This is a genomic window from Pseudomonas borbori (assembly GCF_900115555.1).
Classification (GTDB): Bacteria; Pseudomonadota; Gammaproteobacteria; order Pseudomonadales; family Pseudomonadaceae; genus Aquipseudomonas; species Aquipseudomonas borbori.
Genome location: NZ_FOWX01000011.1, coordinates 143848 through 163648 on the forward strand (window position 1 = coordinate 143848; position 19801 = coordinate 163648).

11 protein-coding genes and 1 pseudogene are annotated in these 19801 nt (G+C 64.9%); 8 read left to right on the top strand and 4 right to left on the bottom strand.

Going from position 1 to position 19801, the window contains the following annotated elements:
• Positions 1 to 164: 164 nt before the first annotated feature.
• From BM315_RS10665 to BM315_RS10675, 3 genes and pseudogenes are all read right to left on the bottom strand, one after another.
• Positions 165 to 692, bottom strand: a complete 528-nt coding sequence (locus BM315_RS10665; RefSeq protein ID WP_090500681.1) for an AAA family ATPase — start codon at positions 690 to 692, stop codon at positions 165 to 167.
• Positions 689 to 1255, bottom strand: a complete 567-nt coding sequence (pnuC, locus tag BM315_RS10670; protein ID WP_090500683.1) for a nicotinamide riboside transporter PnuC — start codon at positions 1253 to 1255, stop codon at positions 689 to 691. Before pnuC ends, BM315_RS10665 begins: the two co-directional genes overlap by 4 nt.
• An 82-nt stretch (positions 1256 to 1337) precedes the next feature.
• Positions 1338 to 1753, bottom strand: a pseudogene (locus BM315_RS10675) (vitamin B12 dependent-methionine synthase activation domain-containing protein); the annotation flags it as partial.
• A 334-nt stretch (positions 1754 to 2087) separates the two neighbouring features.
• On the opposite strand from BM315_RS10675, the gene BM315_RS10680 reads away from it, so the two are divergent.
• From BM315_RS10680 to BM315_RS10705, 6 genes are read left to right on the top strand one after another with little or no spacing between them, the layout of a single operon-like run.
• On the top strand, positions 2088 to 4715 hold the full coding sequence (locus tag BM315_RS10680) for a nitrate/nitrite transporter (RefSeq protein ID WP_212632948.1): 2628 nt from the start codon (positions 2088 to 2090) through the stop codon (positions 4713 to 4715).
• 53 nt (positions 4716 to 4768) lie between these two features.
• Positions 4769 to 8539, top strand: coding sequence for a nitrate reductase subunit alpha (locus BM315_RS10685; RefSeq protein WP_090500687.1), 3771 nt, complete (start codon positions 4769 to 4771; stop codon positions 8537 to 8539).
• On the top strand, positions 8536 to 10092 hold the full coding sequence (gene narH / locus BM315_RS10690) for a nitrate reductase subunit beta (RefSeq protein WP_090500689.1): 1557 nt from the start codon (positions 8536 to 8538) through the stop codon (positions 10090 to 10092). Before BM315_RS10685 ends, narH begins: the two co-directional genes overlap by 4 nt.
• Positions 10085 to 10855 (top strand): nitrate reductase molybdenum cofactor assembly chaperone, encoded by a 771-nt coding sequence (gene narJ / locus BM315_RS10695; protein ID WP_090500692.1) that lies wholly within the window; start codon positions 10085 to 10087, stop codon positions 10853 to 10855. The genes narH and narJ overlap by 8 nt, the downstream gene beginning before the upstream one ends.
• Before the next feature lie 13 nt (positions 10856 to 10868).
• Positions 10869 to 11552 (top strand): respiratory nitrate reductase subunit gamma, encoded by a 684-nt coding sequence (narI, locus tag BM315_RS10700; RefSeq protein WP_090500693.1) that lies wholly within the window; start codon positions 10869 to 10871, stop codon positions 11550 to 11552.
• A 38-nt stretch (positions 11553 to 11590) separates the two neighbouring features.
• Positions 11591 to 12409 carry a peptidylprolyl isomerase gene (locus BM315_RS10705; protein ID WP_090500695.1) on the top strand — a complete coding sequence of 273 codons (819 nt, stop codon included), beginning with the start codon at positions 11591 to 11593 and terminating at the stop codon, positions 12407 to 12409.
• Between the two features lie 95 nt (positions 12410 to 12504).
• On the opposite strand, the gene metH is transcribed toward BM315_RS10705, so the two are convergent.
• On the bottom strand, positions 12505 to 16203 hold the full coding sequence (gene metH, locus BM315_RS10710; RefSeq protein WP_170862198.1) for a methionine synthase: 3699 nt from the start codon (positions 16201 to 16203) through the stop codon (positions 12505 to 12507).
• A 170-nt stretch (positions 16204 to 16373) separates the two neighbouring features.
• Between metH and BM315_RS10715 the strand changes: the two genes are divergently transcribed.
• Both BM315_RS10715 and nfuA read left to right on the top strand, forming a co-directional pair.
• Positions 16374 to 18653, top strand: a complete 2280-nt coding sequence (locus BM315_RS10715; RefSeq protein WP_090500698.1) for a fatty acid cis/trans isomerase — start codon at positions 16374 to 16376, stop codon at positions 18651 to 18653.
• Positions 18654 to 18822: 169 nt separating this feature from the next.
• Positions 18823 to 19407, top strand: coding sequence for a Fe-S biogenesis protein NfuA (gene nfuA, locus BM315_RS10720; RefSeq protein WP_090500700.1), 585 nt, complete (start codon positions 18823 to 18825; stop codon positions 19405 to 19407).
• Positions 19408 to 19801: the final 394 nt, after the last annotated feature.

Genomic DNA, 19801 nt, shown 5'->3' on the forward strand with positions numbered 1-19801 from the left:
CGCTAGCAATGGTGGGTGAATAAGCGTCATTCACTCCTGCGCAATTTAAAGCCCCGGTAGGGTGGCAAGCCGCGAAGCGTTTCCCGCCGATAGTCTCGCCGCCATTTCCCACATTCGCTGCCGGCCAGCGCTGTCGTGCATCTATGGGCTTGGCCCGTGTTGTCTCAGGTCGATTCAAGCCACTGCCGCACCACCTGCAAGGCCTGGGTCTGGCGCTGCTGCCAGTCGCCCCGGATGCACTGCAGTGGCTGCCGATGCAGGCGCAGCCAGCGTTCACAACGCAGATGGAACTGTTGCCGCTGAGCCAGCTCTGGCTGGCAGCGCTGGCCATCATCCACCCACGGCACCTGGTTTGGGCTGAGCAGCAGGTGTAGATGGTATTCGCGCTCAAGCAGCGCCTGTTCCAGCCAGGCGGGGCAGTCGGCAAACAGTTCCTGGCTCCAGAGCATGTTGCTGAGCAGGTGGGTGTCGAGTATCAGCAACTCCGGTCGGGTGGCACGGGCCTGGTCTTCCCATTGCAGTTGGCCGCGGGCGATGTGCTCGATATCCGCATAGCAGGTATCACGCTGGGTCTGTTCGATGAAGTGGCGAACGTACTCACCGACCACGACACCGCCAAACTCGGTGTGGAGTTTGCCGGCCAGCCAGCTTTTGCCGCTGGACTCCGGCCCGGTCAGGACCAGCACCTTCATGCCAGGGCCAGGGCGCGGTCACGGCGCCAGGTCAGCCAGCCATTGAGCGCCAGCACGGTGAACAGTGCATACAGCCCGGCAGTCAGGTACAGGCCGTGTTGCAGGAACAGCGCCACGAACAGCACGTCGAGGATGACCCACAGCGGCCAGCACTCCACGCGCTTCTGCGCCATCCAGACTTGCGCAACCAGGCTGAAGGCGCTGAGCGTTGCGTCCTGCCAGGGCGCGGCTGCGTCGGTGAATGCCAGCATCAGGTAGCCCAGCAGCAATGCGCCTATAGCCCCGGCAGCCAGGCTGAACAGCAGGCCATGCTGGTTCAGCCGGTTGACGCGTACGCCCGCCTGGCCGTCGCCGCCACGCGTCCACTGCCACCAGCCATAGAGTTGCAGGCCGGCATAAACGCCCTGCAGCAGCATGTTCGAATACAGCGCCGCGTCGTAAAAAATCCAGCCATACATAACCACCATGACCAAGCCGACGGGCCAGCACCACAGGTTTTGCTTTACCGTCAGCCAGACAGCCACAACGCCAATAATCGATGCAATTAATTCCAGGGTCGACATAAGACTCCCGCACGAGGTGTATCGAAATACGCGAGGCGCGATTGTAGCGATTACCGCGCGCCATGGCTTGGCCTGAGCGCAGCAGGGCGTGGTCCTTGCGCGCCGTATAGCTTTCCACCTGGTCCTTGTCGATCTTGCCGGCGGCGAAGTAGTGCGCCTGCGGGCGGTCGAAGTCCCAGCCGCTGACCGAGGCGGCGGGGACTATGGCGTGGTGGTCGGTGAGCAACACGCCGCTGCAACCGGCCTGGCCTTGCTTGGCAGGTCGAGCAGGGTGCCTTTCTCGGTGTGAGCCGGGCAGGCGAAGTGGATGCCTGTGTCGGCTTCCTTGATCAGCTCGTCGTTGGAGAGCTGTTCGTCCGGCTCGTAGCCCCACCAGGTCTTGCGCACCTGCTGGTGCAGTCATTCGGCGCAGGCTTCGGCCAGGGCCTTGAGCATGATCGGTTTGTAGTCGTTGTCGGCCTCCTGATAGGCCTTGGCCGCGTCCCCAGCGCCGATACCTGGGTTCGCTGGCGCAAGCAGCAGTTGCTGACTACGCTGAGGAAACGATTTTCGGGAGCCAGCCGATCGATCGTATTTTTTCGAGTGCCTGCGAGGGTTGTTTGTTCGCACGTCCCGGCAGAAGGGACATGCAGACTTCAGGCACGGCTGAGAGTTTGTGGAAAAACTCTCGCCTACTGCGAACACCAGGAGACGCTTTCGCTACGGCGCTCGATATGTTCACAACCTCTGAGCTCGTGCCCTCCGTGGCCAGTCCGTAGCAAGAACGTTGCCTGACCGGAAGAAGTGACCCGTTACCTCTGAAAACTCCGCTTGCTGGGAGCTTTATATGGTGATGTCGGCTTTGCCCCGCGATCAATACCGGGCGCTGGGGCTCTCCACTCTGGCCTTCACCCTGTGCTTCGCGGTCTGGACGATCTTTTCCATCCTCGGCCTGCAGCTCAAGGAAGACTTCGGCCTGAGCGATACCCAGCTCGGCCTGCTGATGGCCACGCCGGTGCTGACCGGCTCGATCTCGCGGCTGTTCCTCGGCGTCTGGACCGACCGCTACGGCGGGCGCTGGGTATTCGGTCTGCTGATGCTGGTGTCCGCCCTGTGCGTCTGGCTGCTGAGCCTGGCCAGCAGCTACCCGATGCTGCTGCTCGCCGCCCTGGGCATCGGCCTGGCCGGGGGCGCCTTTATCGTCGGTGCCGCCTACACCTCGGCCTGGTTCGAGCAGGAACGCCAGGGCACGGTGCTGGGCATCTTCGGCGCCGGCAACGTCGGCGCCGCCATCACCAACCTGGCCGCGCCCTTTCTGTTGCTGGCCCTCGGCTGGCAAGGTGCGGCGCGGGTCTATGCCGTCGTGCTGGCGAGCATGGGCGTGGTCTTCCTGCTGCTGGCCCAGACCGACCCGCAGAGCCGCGCGCGCAAGGTCCCGCCGCCGTTGATGGAGCAACTGGCGCCGCTGGGCGAGCTGCGGGTCTGGCGTTTCTCGCTGTATTACTTCTTCGTCTTCGGCGCCTTCGTCGCCCTGGCGCTGTGGCTGCCGCACTACCTGATCGAGGTCTACGGCCTGAGCATCGCCGCCGCCGGCATGGTCGCGGCGGCGTACAGCATTCCCGCCTCGCTGTTCCGCATCCTCGGCGGCTGGCTGTCCGACCGCTATGGCGCGCGGCGGGTGATGTACTGGACGCTGGGCGCCTCGGTGGTCTGCACCTTCCTGCTCAGCTACCCGCCGACCCGCTACACGGTCAGCGGCGTGCGCGACGAGATCAGCTTCTCCCTGGAGCTCGGGCTGGTCGGCTTCGTGCTGCTGACCATGGTGCTGGGCTTCTTCATGTCGCTGGGCAAGGCGGCGGTGTTCAAGCACATTCCGGCCTACTACCCCGGGCATGTCGGTGCGGTGGGCGGCGTGGTCGGCATGGTCGGCGGCCTGGGCGGTTTCTTCCTGCCGCTGACCTTCGGCATGCTCAACGACGTGGTCGGTGTCTGGCAGAGTGCTTTCATGCTGCTGTTCCTGGTCTCCGCCGGCGCCCTGGCCTGGATGCACTACTCGATCCGCATGGCCGAGCGGGTGGAATGGGCGGCTCAGCAGGCAACCAGCGACCTGCCGGAACTCGCCACTCCGAGCGGCTTCGTGCTGCACGACTGGCGGCCGGAGGAGGCCGGCTTCTGGGCCACCGAGGGCAAGCGCATCGCCACGCGCAACCTGTGGATCTCGATCCCCAACCTGCTGCTCGGCTTCGCCATCTGGATGGTCTGGTCGGTGGTGGTGGCCAAGCTGCCGCTGGTGGGCTTCGACTACACGCCCAACCAGTTGTTCTGGCTGGCCGCGTTGCCCGGCCTGTCCGGGGCGACCTTGCGCATCTTCTACAGTTTCATGGTGCCGATCTTCGGTGGCCGGCGCTGGACCGCGCTGTCCACCGGCTCGCTGCTGCTGCCGGCGCTGTGGATCGGCTTCGCCGTGCAGGACCCGCAAACACCTTACCTGGTCATGCTGATCCTCGCCCTGCTGTGCGGCCTGGGCGGCGGCAACTTCTCCTCGAGCATGGCGAACATTTCCTTCTTCTTCCCCAAGAGCGCCAAGGGCAGCGCCATGGGCCTCAACGCCGGGCTGGGCAACCTGGGCGTCAGCGCCATGCAGTTCCTGGTGCCGCTGGCGATTACCGCCGGCGTCTTCGGCGCCCTGGGCGGCGAGCCCCGGCAGACCGCCACGGGACAGCAGCTGTGGCTGCAGAACGCCGGCTTCATCTGGGTGCCCCTCATCATCGTCGCCACCCTGGCGGCCTGGTTCGGCATGAACGACATCGCCAGCGCCAAGTCGTCGATCAGGGAGCAACTGATCATCTTCAGGCGCAAGCACACCTGGCTGATGAGCGTGCTCTACACCGGCACCTTCGGCAGCTTCATCGGCTTCTCGGCGGCCTTCCCGCTGCTGGCCGGCAACCTGTTCCCTGAGGTGGACGTGCTCAGGTTCGCCTTCCTCGGCCCGCTGGTGGGGGCGCTGAGCCGGGCCTTCTCCGGCAGCCTGGCCGACCGCTTCGGCGGCGCCAGGGTCAGCCTCTGGGTCTTCGTGGCGATGGTGCTGTGCGTATTCGGCGTGCTGCTGTTCCTCGATATCCGCAATTTTTGGGGCTTCTTCGCCATGTTCCTGCTGCTGTTCTTCTTCTCCGGGGTCGGCAATGCCAGCACCACGCAGATGATCCCGGCGATCTTCCGCCAGCAGACCCCGCTGCTGAACCCGGGCCTGGCGCCCGCCGAACAGCAGCTGCAGAGCGACAAGGAGTCCGCCGCCGCGGTCGGCTTCATCTCGGCGGTGGCCGCCTACGGCGCCTTCTTCATTCCCAAGGCCTATGGCAGCGCCATCGCCCTGAGCGGCAGCGTCGCGCCGGCGCTGTACGGCTTCACCCTGTTCTACGGGGTCTGCATCGCCCTGACCTGGTTCTACTACACCCGCCGCAACGCGGAGGTGCCTTGCTGACGTGACCGCCAACGCCGGGGTCGCCTGATGCCCCGTTCACAAGGAGAAAAACAATGAGTCACTTTATCGACCGCCTCAGATACCTGGTCAAGCGCCCGCCGGATTTCGCCGGCGGCCATGGCGAGACGCGCGACGAGAGCCGCGACTGGGAAGACGGCTACCGCCAGCGCTGGCAGTACGACAAGATCGCCCGCTCCACCCACGGGGTGAACTGCACCGGCTCCTGCAGCTGGAAGATCTACGTCAAGAATGGTCTGGTGACCTGGGAAACCCAGCAGACCGACTATCCGCGGACCCGGCCCGACCTGCCCAACCACGAACCGCGCGGCTGTCCGCGCGGCGCCAGTTACTCCTGGTACCTGTACAGCGCCAACCGCCTCAAGTACCCGCTGATTCGCAAGCCGCTGATGCAGATCTGGCGCGCCGCGCTGCAGCAGCACCAGGATCCGGTGGAGGCCTGGGCCAGCATCGTCGAGGACCCGGCCAAGACCAGGCAGTACAAGCACGACCGCGGCCTGGGCGGCTTCGTGCGCGCCGACTGGGACGAGATGCAGACGCTGATCGCCGCGGCCAACGTCTACACCGCCAAGCAGTACGGCCCGGACCGCATCGCCGGCTTCTCGCCGATTCCGGCCATGTCGATGGTTTCCTACGCTTCCGGCACCCGCTACCTGTCGTTGATCGGCGGCGTGTGCCTGTCCTTCTACGACTGGTACTGCGACCTGCCGCCCTCCAGCCCGCAGACCTGGGGCGAGCAGACCGACGTGCCGGAATCGGCCGACTGGTACAACTCCAACTACATCATCGCCTGGGGCTCCAACGTGCCGCAGACGCGCAGCCCGGACGCGCACTTCTTTACCGAGGTGCGCTACAAGGGCACCAAGACGGTGGCCATCACCCCGGACTACGCGGAGGTTTCCAAGCTCTGCGACGAGTGGCTCAGCCCCAAGCAGGGCACCGACTCGGCTCTGGCCATCGCCATGGGCCATGTGATCTTCAAGGAATTCCACCTGGAGCAACCCAGCGCCTACTTCACCGACTACGTGCGGCGTTACACCGATATGCCGATCCTGGTGGAACTGGAAAGCCGTGCCGACGGCAGCCTGGTGCCCGGCAAGCAGCTGCGCGCCAGCGATTTCGCCGCCAACCTGGGCCAGGACAACAACCCGGCCTGGAAGACCGTGGCCTGGGACGAAACCGGCGAGCGGTTGGTGGTGCCGCGCGGCTCCATCGGTTTCCGCTGGGGCGAGGAGGGCCGCTGGAACCTGGAACCGCTGGACGGCGAGGGCCGGGAGGTGTCCCTGGCGCTGTCGCTGCTCGGTCGCCACGACGAGGTGGCGCGGGTCGGTTTTCCCTATTTCGGCGGCATCGAGCATCTCCATTTCCCGCACCTGAAGGTACGCGACGTGCTCTACCACCACCTGCCGGCCAAGCGCCTGCAACTGGCCGACGGCCGCCAGGTGCTGGCGGTGACGGTGTTCGACCTGCTGGCCGCCAACCATGGCATCGACCGCGGCCTGCAGGCCACGGTCGGCGGCAGCGGCGAGGACGACGGCGCCAGCGGCTACGAGCAGCTCAAACCCTATACCCCGGCCTGGCAGGAGACCATCACCGGGGTGCCCGCCGCCCAGCTGATTCGCCTGGCCCGGGAGTTCGCCAGCAACGCGGACAAGACCCGCGGGCGCTCGATGATCATCGTCGGCGCCGGGGTCAACCACTGGTACCACATGGACATGACCTACCGCGGCCTGATCAACCTGCTGATCATGTGCGGCTGCGTCGGCCAGAGCGGCGGCGGCTGGTCGCACTATGTCGGCCAGGAGAAGCTGCGCCCGCAGACCGGCTGGACGCCGCTGGCCTTCGCCCTCGACTGGCACCGCCCGCCCCGCCACATGAACGGCACCTCGTTCTTCTACAACCACTCCAGCCAGTGGCGTTTCGAGAAGCTCAAGGTCAGCGAGATCCTCTCGCCGCTGGCGCCACCGGAGAAGTACCGCGGCAGCCTGATCGACTTCAACGTGCGCGCCGAACGCATGGGCTGGCTGCCTTCGGCGCCGCAGTTCGACCGCAACCCGCTGCGCCTGGCTGCCGAGGCCAAGGCCGCTGGCAAGAGCAGCGCCGATTATGTGGTCGAGCAACTGAAGAGCGGGGCCCTGCGCTTCGCCGCCGAGGACCCGGACAATCCGCGCAACTTCCCGCGCAACCTGTTCGTCTGGCGCTCCAACCTGCTGGGCAGCTCCGGCAAGGGCCACGAATACATGCTGCGCTACCTGCTCGGCACCCGCCACGACCTGCTCGGCAACGACCTGGGCAAGACCGGCGAGGCCAAGCCTGAGGAGGTGGTCTGGCGCGACGAGCCAGCCGAAGGCAAGCTCGACCTGCTGGTGACCCTGGACTTCCGCATGTCCACCACCTGCCTGTATTCCGACATCGTGCTGCCGACCGCCACCTGGTACGAGAAGGACGACCTCAACACCTCGGACATGCACCCCTTCATCCACCCGCTGACCGCCGCCACCGACCCGGCCTGGGAGGCGCGCAGCGACTGGGACATCTACGACGGCATCGCCAAGGCCTTCGCCCGGGTCTGTGTCGGCCACCTGGGCGAGGAGACCGACCTGGTCAGCCTGCCGCTGCAACACGACAGCCCCGCCGAGCTGGCCCAGCCCGAGGTGCGCGACTGGAAGCGCGGCGAGTGCGAGCCGATTCCCGGCAAGACCATGCCGGCGCTGATCGAGGTCAAGCGCAACTACCCGCAAACCTACGAGCGCTTCAGCTCGGTGGGGCCGCTGCTGGAGACCATCGGCAACGGCGGCAAGGGCATCGCCTGGAACACCGAGGCAGAGGTCGAGCTGCTCGGCAAGCTCAACTACCGCAAGCTGGAGGGCTCGGCCAAGGGTCGGCCGCGCATCGCCTCGGCGCTGGATGCGGCCGAGATGATCCTCACCCTGGCGCCGGAAACCAACGGCCAGGTGGCGGTCAAGGCCTGGGCGGCACTGTCGAAGATCACCGGCCGCGACCACACTCATCTGGCGCTGCCCAAGGAGGACGAGAAGATCCGCTTCCGCGACCTGGTCGCCCAGCCGCGCAAGATCATCTCCAGCCCGACCTGGTCGGGTCTGGAAGACGAGCACGTGTCCTACAACGCCTGCTACACCAACGTCCACGAGCTGATTCCCTGGCGTACCCTCAGCGGCCGCCAGCAGCTGTACCAGGATCACCCCTGGATGCGCGACTTCGGCGAGAGCCTGATGGTCTACCGCCCGCCGATCGACACCAAAGCGCCGGCCAGCGTTGCCGATCACAAGGCCATCGGCAACGGCAACCCGGAAATCCTCCTCAACTGGATCACCCCGCACCAGAAATGGGGCATCCACTCCACCTACAGCGACAACCTGCTGATGCAGACCCTGTCGCGCGGCGGGCCCATCGTCTGGCTGTCGGAAACCGACGCCCAGAGCATCGGCGTCGAGGACAACGACTGGATCGAGCTGTACAACGCCAACGGCGCGGTCGCCGCGCGGGCGGTGGTCAGCCAGCGGGTCAAGGTCGGCATGGTGATGATGTACCACGCCCAGGAGCGCATCCTCAACACCCCCGGCAGCGAGGTCTCCGGCACCCGCGGCGGCATCCACAACTCGGTGACGCGGGTCTGCCCCAAGCCCACCCACATGATCGGCGGCTACGCGCAGCTGTCCTACGGCTTCAACTATTACGGCACCGTCGGTTCCAACCGCGACGAGTTCGTCATCGTGCGCAAGATGAAGCACATTGACTGGCTGGATGGTGAAGGCAACGACTACTCGCAGGAGGCCGTGAAATGAAGATCCGCTCGCAAGTCGGCATGGTCATGAACCTGGACAAATGCATCGGTTGCCACACCTGTTCGGTGACCTGCAAGAACGTCTGGACCAGCCGCGAAGGTATCGAATACGCCTGGTACAACAACGTCGAAACCAAGCCCGGGATCGGCTACCCCAAGGAGTGGGCCAACCAGAAGAAATGGCGCGGCGGCTGGGTGCGCAATGCCGACGGCTCGATCAACCCGCGCATCGGCGGCAAGTGGCGGGTGCTGGCGAACATCTTCGCCAACCCCGACCTGCCGGAGATCGACGACTACTACGAACCCTTTACCTTCGACTATCAGAATCTGCACACCGCCAAGGGCGGCGAGCACCAGCCGGTGGCGCGGCCGCGTTCGGTGATCTCCGGGCAGCGGATGAAGAAGATCGAATGGGGGCCGAACTGGGAGGAAATCCTCGGCACCGAGTTCGCCAAGCGGCGCAAGGACGTCAACTTCGAGCAGATCGAAGCGGACATCTACGGTCAGTTCGAAAACACCTTCATGATGTACCTGCCGCGCCTGTGCGAGCACTGCCTGAACCCGAGCTGCGTGGCGTCCTGCCCGAGCGGGGCGATCTACAAGCGCGAAGAAGATGGCATCGTCCTGATCGACCAGGACAAGTGCCGCGGCTGGCGCATGTGCATCTCCGGCTGTCCGTACAAGAAGATCTACTTCAACTGGAAGAGCGGCAAGTCGGAGAAGTGCATCTTCTGCTACCCGCGCATCGAGTCGGGCCAGCCGACGGTCTGTTCCGAGACCTGCGTGGGGCGCATCCGCTACCTCGGTGTGCTGCTCTACGATGCCGACCGTATCGCCGAGGTGGCCGCCGCGGCGGACGAGCGCGACCTCTACCATCGCCAGTGCGAGATCTTCCTCGACCCCAACGATCCGGCGGTCATCGCCCAGGCGCGCAAGGACGGCGTGCCCGACAACGTGATAAGCGCGGCCCAGGCCTCGCCGGTGTACAAGCTGGCCATGGACTGGAAGCTGGCGCTGCCGCTGCACCCGGAGTTCCGCACCCTGCCGATGGTCTGGTACGTGCCGCCGCTGTCGCCGATCCAGTCCGCCGCCGAGGCCGGGCACATCGAGTTCGACGGCGTGCTGCCGAAGATCGAATCGCTGCGCATCCCGGTGCGCTACCTGGCCAACATGCTCACCGCCGGCGAAGAGGAGCCGGTGATCCTCGCCCTCAAGCGCCTGATGGCGATGCGCGTGTACATGCGCGGCAAGCACGTGGACGGCAGCCTCGACACCCGGGTGCTGGATCAGGTCGGCCTCAGCCAGAACCAGGTCGAGGAGATGTACCGCTACCTGGCCATCGCCAATTACGAGGACCGCTTCGTGATCCCCACCGGCCACCGTGAAATGGCCCGCGATGCCTACCCCGAGCGCAACGGCTGCGGCTTCAGCTTCGGCAACGGCTGCCAGGGCGGCAACAACCAGACCAGCCTGTTCGGCGGCCGCAAGCAGACCACCACCCTGGTCAAACCGGTGGAAAGCTTCGACCCGCTGGAGGACATGCGCCATGACTAGTCCGGCCACCGAGCAAACCATGGGCTTGCGCAGCCTGCGGGCGCTGGCACGCCTGCTCGACTATCCGAGCGCCGAGCTGCAGGCGGCCGCCGCCGAACTGGCTGCCATCCTGCAGGCCGAAACGCGCCTGGATGCCCGGCTGCGGGCGCGCTTCGGCGTCTGGTGCCGGAGCCTGGCCGCGACCGAGCTGCTCGATCTGCAGGCCGGCTATGTCGAGCTGTTCGACCGTGGGCGTTCCACCTCGCTGTTGCTGTTCGAGCATGTGCACGGCGAATCCCGCGCCCGTGGCCAGGCGATGGTCGATCTGCTCGCCGAGTACCAGGCCGCCGGCTTCCAGCTCGACGCCCGCGAGCTGCCGGACTACCTGCCGCTGTTCCTCGAGTACCTGTCGACCCGCGGCGACGACGAAGTCGGCCGTTGGCTGGGCGAGATCAGCCATATCCTCGCCCTGCTCACCGCGCGCCTGGAGGCCCGTGACGCCAACTATGCCCTGGTGCCCCAGGCGCTGCTGGCGCTGATCGGCGCCACCGGGCAGATCGACCAGCACCGCCCGACGGTTGCCGAGGAGCAACCGGATCACACCCCGCAGGCGCTGGATGCGATCTGGGAAGAGGAGGTGGTGCGTTTCTCTGCCGAATCCGACCAGGACTGCGCGCTGCAATCCGCCGAGGGCCGGCGCCTGGCCGAACGTAAATACGAGCCGGTGCCCCAGGTCATCACCCTAATGCCGTCCACCCCGTCGTCGCTGACGGACAGCCAATGAACGGAGACCCGCCATGTTCTTCGAATACCTGCAGCACCTGATCTACGGCTATTACCCCTACCTGGCCGGCACCGTGTTCCTGGTCGGCAGCCTGTTGCGCTTCGACCACGGCCAATATACCTGGAAGGCCCACTCCAGCCAGATCCTGGCGAAGAAGAACATGCGGCTGGCCAGCAACCTGTTCCATGTCGGCATCCTGGTGATCTTCTTCGGCCACCTGTTCGGCATGCTGACGCCGCACTGGGTCTACGCCCCCTTCATCTCCGCCGGCAACAAGCAGCTGCTGGCGATCATCATCGGCGGCCTCGCCGGGGCCATGTGCATCATCGGCGGCGCCATGTTGCTGTATCGGCGCCTGACCAACCCCAGGGTCAAGGCCTCCTCCGCGACCATGGACAACCTGATTCTCGCCCTGATCCTGTTCCAGGCCTGCCTGGGCATGATCACCATCATCTTTTCCCTCGGCCACCTGGAAGGCGACGTGATGCTCACCCTGGCCTCCTGGGCGCAGGCCATCGTGTTCTTCAGCGGCGGCGCGGCCAACTATCTCGAGGAGGTCTCGTGGATCTACAAGGTCCATATCTTCGTCGGCCTGACCATCATCCTGCTGTTTCCCTTCAGCCGCCTGGTGCACATCTGGAGCATCCCGCTGGGCTATCTGGGGCGCAATTACCAGATCGTGCGCAAGCGCGGCTAAGGGCGACAGATCTAGCAAACCGTTCAGGAGGTCGTGCCATGCAATTGATCGCAGTCGAGAATCTGCAGGACGCACCAGCCCCGGTGATCCGAGTGGGCACGGTGGAGTTCGGCGAAGCCGCCATCGCCCGGGAAACGCCGTTCCATCCGGCGGGCTCCCTGGCCGAAGCCCAGCTGCAGGCCGCCCGCGCCCTGGTGGTGCGCGAGCTGCTCAGCCAGCGCGCCGCCATGCTCGGCCTGCCGGCGCTGGTGGACGCCGAGGGCCAGGAGAACGACCAGGCCATGGCCGTGCTGCTGGAGCGCGAACTGCGGGTGCCGGAGCCGGACGACGCGGCCTGCCGGCGCTTCTTCGAGACGCACCGGCAGCGTTTTTCCGAGCCGACCGGGCTGCGGGTCAGGCATATCCTGTTGGCCGCGACCCCTGAAGACGCCAGGGCCCGCGATGCCCAGTACCGCCTCGGGCAGAAACTGCTGCGCCAGTTGATCGATGGCCCCGGGCGGTTCACCGAGCTGGCCCAGCGTCATTCGGCCTGCCCGTCGCGGGAGCAGGGCGGCGAGCTGGGCTGGCTGAGCCCCGGCCAGACCGTGGCCGAGCTGGACCGGGCGCTGCAGCACCTACCCGTCGGGCTGCACGAACGACCGCTGGCCTCGCGCTATGGCTGGCACCTCATCTGCATCGATCAGCGCAGGGAGGGCCGCCTGCTGCCCTATGCCCAGGTCGCCGAGCGGGTGCGGCACAGTCTGCGCGAGCAGTCCACGCGCCGCGCCCTGCGGCATTACCTGCTGGCGCTGGAGGCGGAGATCGGCGTCGAAGGGCTGCGTCTGGACGCCGACGCGGACGGCAGTTTGATGCGTTGAGTATCAGATGATGGTGCGCACAGCCTAGGCGGCCCCGCGCACCCTACGTGCCTCGCTCTCCGTAGGGTGCGCCGTGCGCACCGGATATTCGTCGCTTAGTAGTCGTACCCCAGGTTGGGCGCCAGCCAGCGTTCGCTCACGGCCAGATCCTGGCCCTTGCGCGCCGAATAGCTCTCTACCTGGTCCTTGTCGATCTTGCCTACGGCGAAATACTGCGCCTGGGGATGGGCGAAGTACCAACCGCTGACCGCTGCCGTGGGAAGCATGGCGTAGTGTTCGGTCAGGGTCACCTGGCTTGCGCCATCGGCATCGAGCAGCTGGAACAGGGTGCCTTTCTCGGTGTGGTCCGGGCAGGCGGGGTAGCCGGGGGCAGGGCGGATGCCCTTGTACTGCTCCCTGATCAGATCCTCGTTGCTCAACTGTTCGTCCGGCTCGTAGCCCCACCAGGTCTTGCGCACCTGCTGGTGCAGCCATTCGGCGCAGGCTTCGGCCAGACGGTCGGCCAGGGCCTTGACCATGATCGAGTTGTAGTCGTCGCCGGCGTCCTGGTAGGCCTTGGCCACTTCCTCGGCGCCGATGCCGGCGGTGGTGATAAAGCCGCCGACATAATCGGTGATGCCGCTGTCCTTGGGGGCGACGAAGTCGGCCAGGGAGAAATTCGGCTTGCCGTCGGGTTTGATGGTCTGCTGGCGTAGGTGGTGCAGTACGGCCAATGGTTCTCCGTTATCGCCGTAGACTTCCAGGTCGTCTTCGTTGATCTGATTGGCGGGCCAGAAACCGAATACGGCGCGGGCGCGGATCAACTTCTCGTCGATCAGCTTGGTCAGCATCGCCTGGGCATCGCTGAACAATGAGGTGGCAGCCTCGCCAACCACTTCGTCAGTGAGGATGCGCGGGTACTTGCCGGCCAGGTCCCAGGCGATGAAAAACGGTGTCCAATCGATGTATTCGGCCAGCGTGCGCAGGTCGATGTCCTCCAGCACCTTGCGCCCGGTGAAGCTGGGCTTTACCGGCGAGTATTGGTTCCAGTCGAACTTGGGCTTTACCGCGATGGCCTGTTGGTAGCTGAGGCGTTCGGTACGGGCGCTGCGGTTGGCGGTACGCTCGCGGATCATCGCGTACTCTTCACGGGTCTTCTCGACGAAGACCGGCTTGAGCTCTTTCGACAGCAGGGTGGTCGCCACGCCGACTGCGCGCGAGGCGTCGGTGACGTAAACCACCGCATCGTTCTTGTAGTGCGGGTCGATCTTCACCGCCGTATGCGCCTTGGAGGTGGTGGCGCCGCCGATCATCAGCGGCAAAGTGAAGCCCTGGCGCTGCATTTCCCGGGCGACATGGACCATCTCGTCGAGCGACGGGGTGATCAGACCGGACAGGCCGATGATGTCGCATTTCTCGGCGATCGCCGTCTGCAGGATCTTCTCCGCCGGCACCATCACGCCCAGGTCGACGATGTCGTAGCCGTTGCAACCGAGGACCACGCCGACGATGTTCTTGCCGATGTCGTGCACGTCGCCCTTGACCGTGGCCATCAGGATCTTGCCCTTGGCTTCCGGCTTGTCGCCTTTTTCCGCCTCGATGAAGGGGATCAGGTGGGCCACCGCCTGTTTCATCACCCGGGCGGACTTGACCACCTGGGGCAGGAACATCTTGCCCGAGCCGAACAGGTCGCCGACCACGTTCATGCCGGCCATCAGCGGGCCTTCGATCACTTCGATGGGGCGCGCGCACTGCTGGCGGAACTCTTCGGTGTCTTCGACAATATGCGTGGTCACGCCCTTCACCAGCGCGTGCTTGAGCCGCTCGACCACATCCCAGCCGCGCCACTCCTCGGTCTCCGCTTCCTTGACGCTGCCATCGCCCTTGTACTGGTCGGCGATCGCCAGCAGAGCCTCGGTACCGTTCGGCGTGCGGTTGAGCACCACGTCTTCGACCGCGTCGCGCAGCTGCCTGGGGATCTCGTCGTAGATTTCCAGCTGGCCGGCGTTGACGATGCCCATGGTCAGGCCGTTCTGGATCGCGTAATAGAGGAACACCGAGTGGATCGCCTCACGCACCGGGTTGTTGCCGCGGAACGAGAACGAGACGTTGGACACGCCGCCCGAGGTCAGGGCATGGGGCAGGTGGTCGCGGATGTAGGCGCAGGCTTCGATGAAGTCCACCGCGTAGTTGTTGTGTTCCTCGATGCCGGTGGCGATGGCGAAGATGTTCGGGTCGAAGATGATGTCTTCCGGCGGGAAGCCGACTTCATCGACCAGGATGTCGTAGCTGCGCTTGCAGATCTCGCGCTTGCGCGCGGCGGTGTCGGCCTGGCCGTCTTCATCGAAGGCCATCACCACCACGGCCGCGCCGTAGCGCTTGCACAGTTTGGCGTGATGCTTGAACTGCTCGACGCCTTCCTTCATCGAGATCGAGTTGACGATGCCCTTGCCCTGGATGCATTTCAGGCCGGCTTCGATCACCTCCCACTTGGAGGAGTCGATCATGATCGGCACCCGGGAGATGTCCGGCTCGCCGGCGATCAGGTTGAGGAAGGTGACCATCGCCTTCTGCGAGTCGAGCATGCCCTCGTCCATGTTGATGTCGATCACCTGGGCGCCGGCTTCGACCTGCTGCAGGGCGACTTCGAGGGCCTCGGTGTAGTTGTCCTCGCGGATCAGCCGGGCGAACCTGGCGCTACCGGTGATGTTGGTGCGCTCGCCGACGTTGATGAACAGCGAGTTGCGATCGATGGTGAAGGGCTCCAGGCCCGACAGGCGGCAGGCTTTGGGGATATCCGGAATGGCCCGCGGCGGGTACTTGGCCACGGCTTGGGCAATCGCCTGGATATGCGCCGGGGTGGTGCCGCAGCAGCCGCCGACGATATTGAGGAAGCCGCTCTGGGCGAACTCCTCGATCACCGCCGCGGTTTCCGCCGGGGTTTCGTCGTATTCGCCGAAGGCGTTCGGCAGGCCGGCGTTGGGGTGAGCGGAGACATGGGTTGCGGCCTTGTTGGCCAGCTCTTCCAGGTAGGGACGCAAGTCTTTGGCGCCCAGGGCGCAGTTCAGGCCCACGGAAATCGGTTTGGCGTGGCGCACCGAGTTCCAGAACGCCTCGGTGGTCTGCCCGGACAGGGTGCGGCCGGAGGCGTCGGTGATGGTGCCGGAGATCATGATCGGCAACTCGACGCCATCGTCCTCGAACACCTGCTGCACGGCGAAGATCGCCGCCTTGGCGTTGAGGGTGTCGAAGATGGTCTCGATCAGGATCAGGTCGGCGCCGCCTTCGATCAGGCCGCGGGTCGCTTCGCTGTAATTCTCCACCAACTCGTCGAAGGTGACGTTGCGGTAGCCGGGGTTGTTGACGTCCGGCGACAGCGAGCAGGTGCGACTGGTCGGGCCGAGCACGCCGGCGACGAAGCGCGGGCGATCCGGGGTTTCCAGGGTCTTGGCGTCGGCCACCCGGCGCGCCAGGCGTGCGCCTTCGACGTTCAGCTCATAGACCAGCGCCTGCATGCCGTAGTCGGCCTGGGATACCTGGGTGGCGTTGAAGGTGTTGGTTTCGAGGATGTCGGCGCCGGCATCCAGGTAGGCCTTCTCGATGGCACCGATCACGTCCGGGCGGCTGAGGATCAGCAGATCGTTGTTGCCCTTGACGTCCTGCGGCCAGTCGGCGAAGCGCGCGCCGCGGTAGTCTTCTTCTTCCAGCTTGTAGCTCTGGATCATGGTGCCCATGCCGCCGTCGAGGATCAGGATGCGTTCCTTCAGGGCTTGCTGAAGGGCGTGGAGGCGGGCGCTGCGATCGGACAGGGACATGGGCGGAACTACCTGAGCAAAGCTGACACAATGGGGATGCGCAATCATAACAAAGCTGCGCGCTTTTGCAGTGCTCCGGTCTTTTGCATGAATTGTATTCATGTTGCCTGGCGCCCTGCACGCCACGCGACAGTTACACTCACTGCTACGGTCACCTGTGGAATTGGCTCATGCCTTATCGCGCAATGTTCGGCGCTTGCTCGTTGTTTATCAGTGCGCTGCTGGCGGCAGAACCGATTTCCTACAGTCGCGATATTCAACCGCTCTTCAGCCAGTATTGCGTGGCCTGCCATGCCTGCTACGACGCGCCTTGCCAGCTCAATCTGGGCAGCGCCGAGGGCGTCGAGCGAGGGGCGCACAAGCTGCCGGTATACGACGGCAAGCGCCTCGAGGCGCAGGACAGCACACGCCTGTTTCTCGATGCGCATGGCAGCGCGGCCTGGCGGCGCAAGGATTTCTTTTCGGTGCTGGAACAGCAGGGCAGCCAGGCGGCGCTGCTGGCCCGCATGCTCGAACTGGGTCACGGCAAACCGCTGGAGGCCAATGCCAAGCTGCCGGCCGGGCTGGATATCGGCATCAAACGCGACAATCAGTGTCCACGGCCCGATCAGTTCACTGACTTCGCCAGGGAGAACCCACAGGCTGGCATGCCCTTCGCGGTCACCGGCCTGAGCGAGGTGGATTATCAGACCCTGCAGCGCTGGCTGGAGCAGGGCGCGCCCGTCGACCGGCAGGCGCTGCAGGCGAGCAAGGCCGAGGCGGCGCAAGTCGAGGCCTGGGAACGCTTGCTCAATGCCCCGGGGGCGCGTGAGAGCCTGGTCTCGCGCTGGCTGTACGAGCACCTGTTCCTCGCCCACCTGCACTTCGAGGGTGGCGAGCCCGGGCATTTCTTTCAGCTGCTGCGTTCGCGCACGCCCAGTGGCCAGCCGGTCGATCCTATTGCTACGCGCCGCCCCAACGAGGATCCGGGGACCGCATTCTATTACCGTCTGACGCCGATCCAGGGCGTGATCGTGCACAAGACTCACATCACCTATCCGCTCAGTGCGAACAAGCTGGCGCGCGTCAAGCAGTTGTTCTTTACCGACGACTGGCAAGTTGAGGCGCTGCCCGGCTATGGCGCCCAGCGTCGCGCCAATCCGTTCGAGACCTTCGCGGCGATTCCGCCGCAGGCGCGCTACCAGTTCATGCTGGATAATGCCGAATACTTCGTGCGCACCTTTATCCGCGGCCCGGTGTGTCGCGGCCAGATTGCCACCGACGTGATCCGGGACAACTTCTGGGTGCTGTTCCAGGACCCTCGCCACGATCTGTACCTGGTCGATGCTAGCTACCGTGCCGCGGCGACGCCGCTGCTGGCCATGCCCGGCCAGTTCGACGATATCGGCGACCTGTTGGGTCTGTGGCGCAGTTACCGCAACAAGCGCAATGCCTACGAGGCGCAGCGCATGGACGCTTATGCCCAGGCACCGGCGCCGAGTTGGTCGCACCTATGGGCCGGCAACGACAATGCCTTGCTGTCGATCTTCCGCCAGCACGACAGTGCTTCGGTGCGCCAGGGCCTGATCGGCGAGATCCCGCAGACCCTGTGGTGGATGGACTATCCGCTGCTCGAGCGCACCTACTACCAGCTGGTGGTGAACTTCGACGTCTACGGCAACGTCTCCCATCAGGCGCAGACCCGGCTGTATTTCGACCTGATCCGCAACGGCGCCGAGCAGAACTTCCTGCGCCTGATGCCGCCCGCCTCGCGCCAGACGATCCTCGACGACTGGTACCAGCGCAGCGGCAAGTTGAAGCTGTGGCTGGACTACCCGGGCATCGACCGGCAGAGTCCGACCGCCCTGGCTTTACCGGACGGCGAGCCCAAGCGGCGCTTCGCCGAGGCGCTGCTGAGCCGCTACGACAGGCTCAACGCGCGCCCCGATCCGATTAACCGCTGCAACGGCGCCCACTGCCACAGAGCGGGTTTGTCGGTCGAACTGCAGCGCGCCGAGCAGGCCCTCAGTCGCCTGGCGAGCAAGCCGGCGAGTCGGCTCAGGGTGATCGGGCGGTTGCCTGAGGCGACCCTGCTGCGCGTCGAACTGGCCGGCGGCAGGCGCGAGGTCTACAGCCTGCTGCGCAATCGCGCGCACAGCAATGTGGCCTTCCTCCTCGGCGAGCACCTGCGCTACCAGCCGGCGCTGGATACCCTGAGCGTTTATCCGGGGGTGCTGAGCAGTTACCCGAACTTCATGTTCAGCCTCTCGGCCGCAGAGGTGCCTGCCTTCGTTGCTGCGCTGGAGCAGGCACGGGATGCCGGGACGTTCGAGCGGCTTGTCGAACGCTGGGGCATTCGCCGCAGCCATCCCGAGTTCTGGCGCTATTTTCACGACCTGTCGGCCTATATCCGCGAAACCGAACCCATCGAGGCCGGCGTGCTGGATATGCACCGCTATGAGAACCTGTAAGGGTCAGCGTCTGGCAGTATCCGATTGCCGACTCGTCTGCCTGGTAGTGGCGGCTATGGCGTAGCCGATGTCGTGCATGTACTGGCAAAACTATTCCGAGGTAAACACTCAAGCTTTATCGAAGCCCGGCGGTTGGCGTACACTGCGTGCATGTTTGCGAGGAGTTGCCATGAGCACCATTACCATTACCGACGCTGCCCACGATTATCTGGCTGATTTGCTGAGCAAGCAGAACACCACGGGCATCGGCATCCGTGTCTTCATCACCCAGCCGGGCAGCCAATACGCCGAAACCTGTATCGCCTACTGCAAGCCGGGCGAGGAGAAACCGGACGATATCGCGATTGCCCTGGCCAGCTTCACCGCCTGGATCGATGCGGTCAGCGAACCTTTTCTGGAAGATGCCGTGGTCGATTACGCGACCGACCGCATGGGCGGCCAGCTGACGATCAAGGCGCCGAATGCCAAGGTGCCGATGGTCAACGAAGACAGCTCGATCAATGAGCGTATCAATTACTACCTGCAAACCGAGATCAATCCGGGGCTGGCCAGCCATGGCGGTGAAGTGAGCCTGATCGAGGTAGTCGACGACGGCATCGCGGTATTGAAGTTTGGCGGTGGCTGCCAGGGTTGTGGTCAGGCCGATGTGACCCTCAAGGAAGGCATCGAGAGGACTCTGCTTGAGCGCATCCCGGAACTCAAAGGCGTGCGCGACGTGACTGACCACAGCAACAAGGAAAATGCCTACTATTGAGGCGCGTGTTCAATAGATTCTGTACGAGGTGGCCCATTGGCCACCTTTTTTGTTGTGCGCCAGGCATGGCGCGTTGCGCGGAAGCGCAACCAGCTTGGCTGTGGTGGCCAGGCTGGTGACTTGGAGGTGAAAGTCCTCTACACACCCGGCAAGGGGAAGTGTTAGCCAGAGGCAAGGGTGTCGCGGGCGACTGCGAATCTGAAGGAAGCCCGAGGCAAAATGCTGGCCTGACGAACAGGAAGCGGATCAGGCGGCGTAGCGGGGTGAGGTGGCAACGTTCACTAAAGCCCAATACTTGCACGGAGCGCTACGACGTAAATCCGACAGGCATAAGCAGGAAGGTCGCGCGAATTACCCTGGGAGATCTGTTCTGCCTGCCATGTGCTACCGGCAT

What these genes read in the sequence shown, in the direction of transcription:
- BM315_RS10665 (WP_090500681.1), bottom strand. Translation starts at nt 692, where the DNA reads ATGAAGGTGCTGGTCCTGACCGGGCCGGAGTCCAGCGGCAAAAGCTGG.
- pnuC (WP_090500683.1), bottom strand. Translation starts at nt 1,255, where the DNA reads ATGTCGACCCTGGAATTAATTGCATCGATTATTGGCGTTGTGGCTGTC.
- BM315_RS10680 (WP_212632948.1), top strand. Translation starts at nt 2,088, where the DNA reads ATGTCGGCTTTGCCCCGCGATCAATACCGGGCGCTGGGGCTCTCCACT.
- BM315_RS10685 (WP_090500687.1), top strand. Translation starts at nt 4,769, where the DNA reads ATGAGTCACTTTATCGACCGCCTCAGATACCTGGTCAAGCGCCCGCCG.
- narH (WP_090500689.1), top strand. Translation starts at nt 8,536, where the DNA reads ATGAAGATCCGCTCGCAAGTCGGCATGGTCATGAACCTGGACAAATGC.
- narJ (WP_090500692.1), top strand. Translation starts at nt 10,085, where the DNA reads ATGACTAGTCCGGCCACCGAGCAAACCATGGGCTTGCGCAGCCTGCGG.
- narI (WP_090500693.1), top strand. Translation starts at nt 10,869, where the DNA reads ATGTTCTTCGAATACCTGCAGCACCTGATCTACGGCTATTACCCCTAC.
- BM315_RS10705 (WP_090500695.1), top strand. Translation starts at nt 11,591, where the DNA reads ATGCAATTGATCGCAGTCGAGAATCTGCAGGACGCACCAGCCCCGGTG.
- metH (WP_170862198.1), bottom strand. Translation starts at nt 16,203, where the DNA reads ATGTCCCTGTCCGATCGCAGCGCCCGCCTCCACGCCCTTCAGCAAGCC.
- BM315_RS10715 (WP_090500698.1), top strand. Translation starts at nt 16,374, where the DNA reads ATGCCTTATCGCGCAATGTTCGGCGCTTGCTCGTTGTTTATCAGTGCG.
- nfuA (WP_090500700.1), top strand. Translation starts at nt 18,823, where the DNA reads ATGAGCACCATTACCATTACCGACGCTGCCCACGATTATCTGGCTGAT.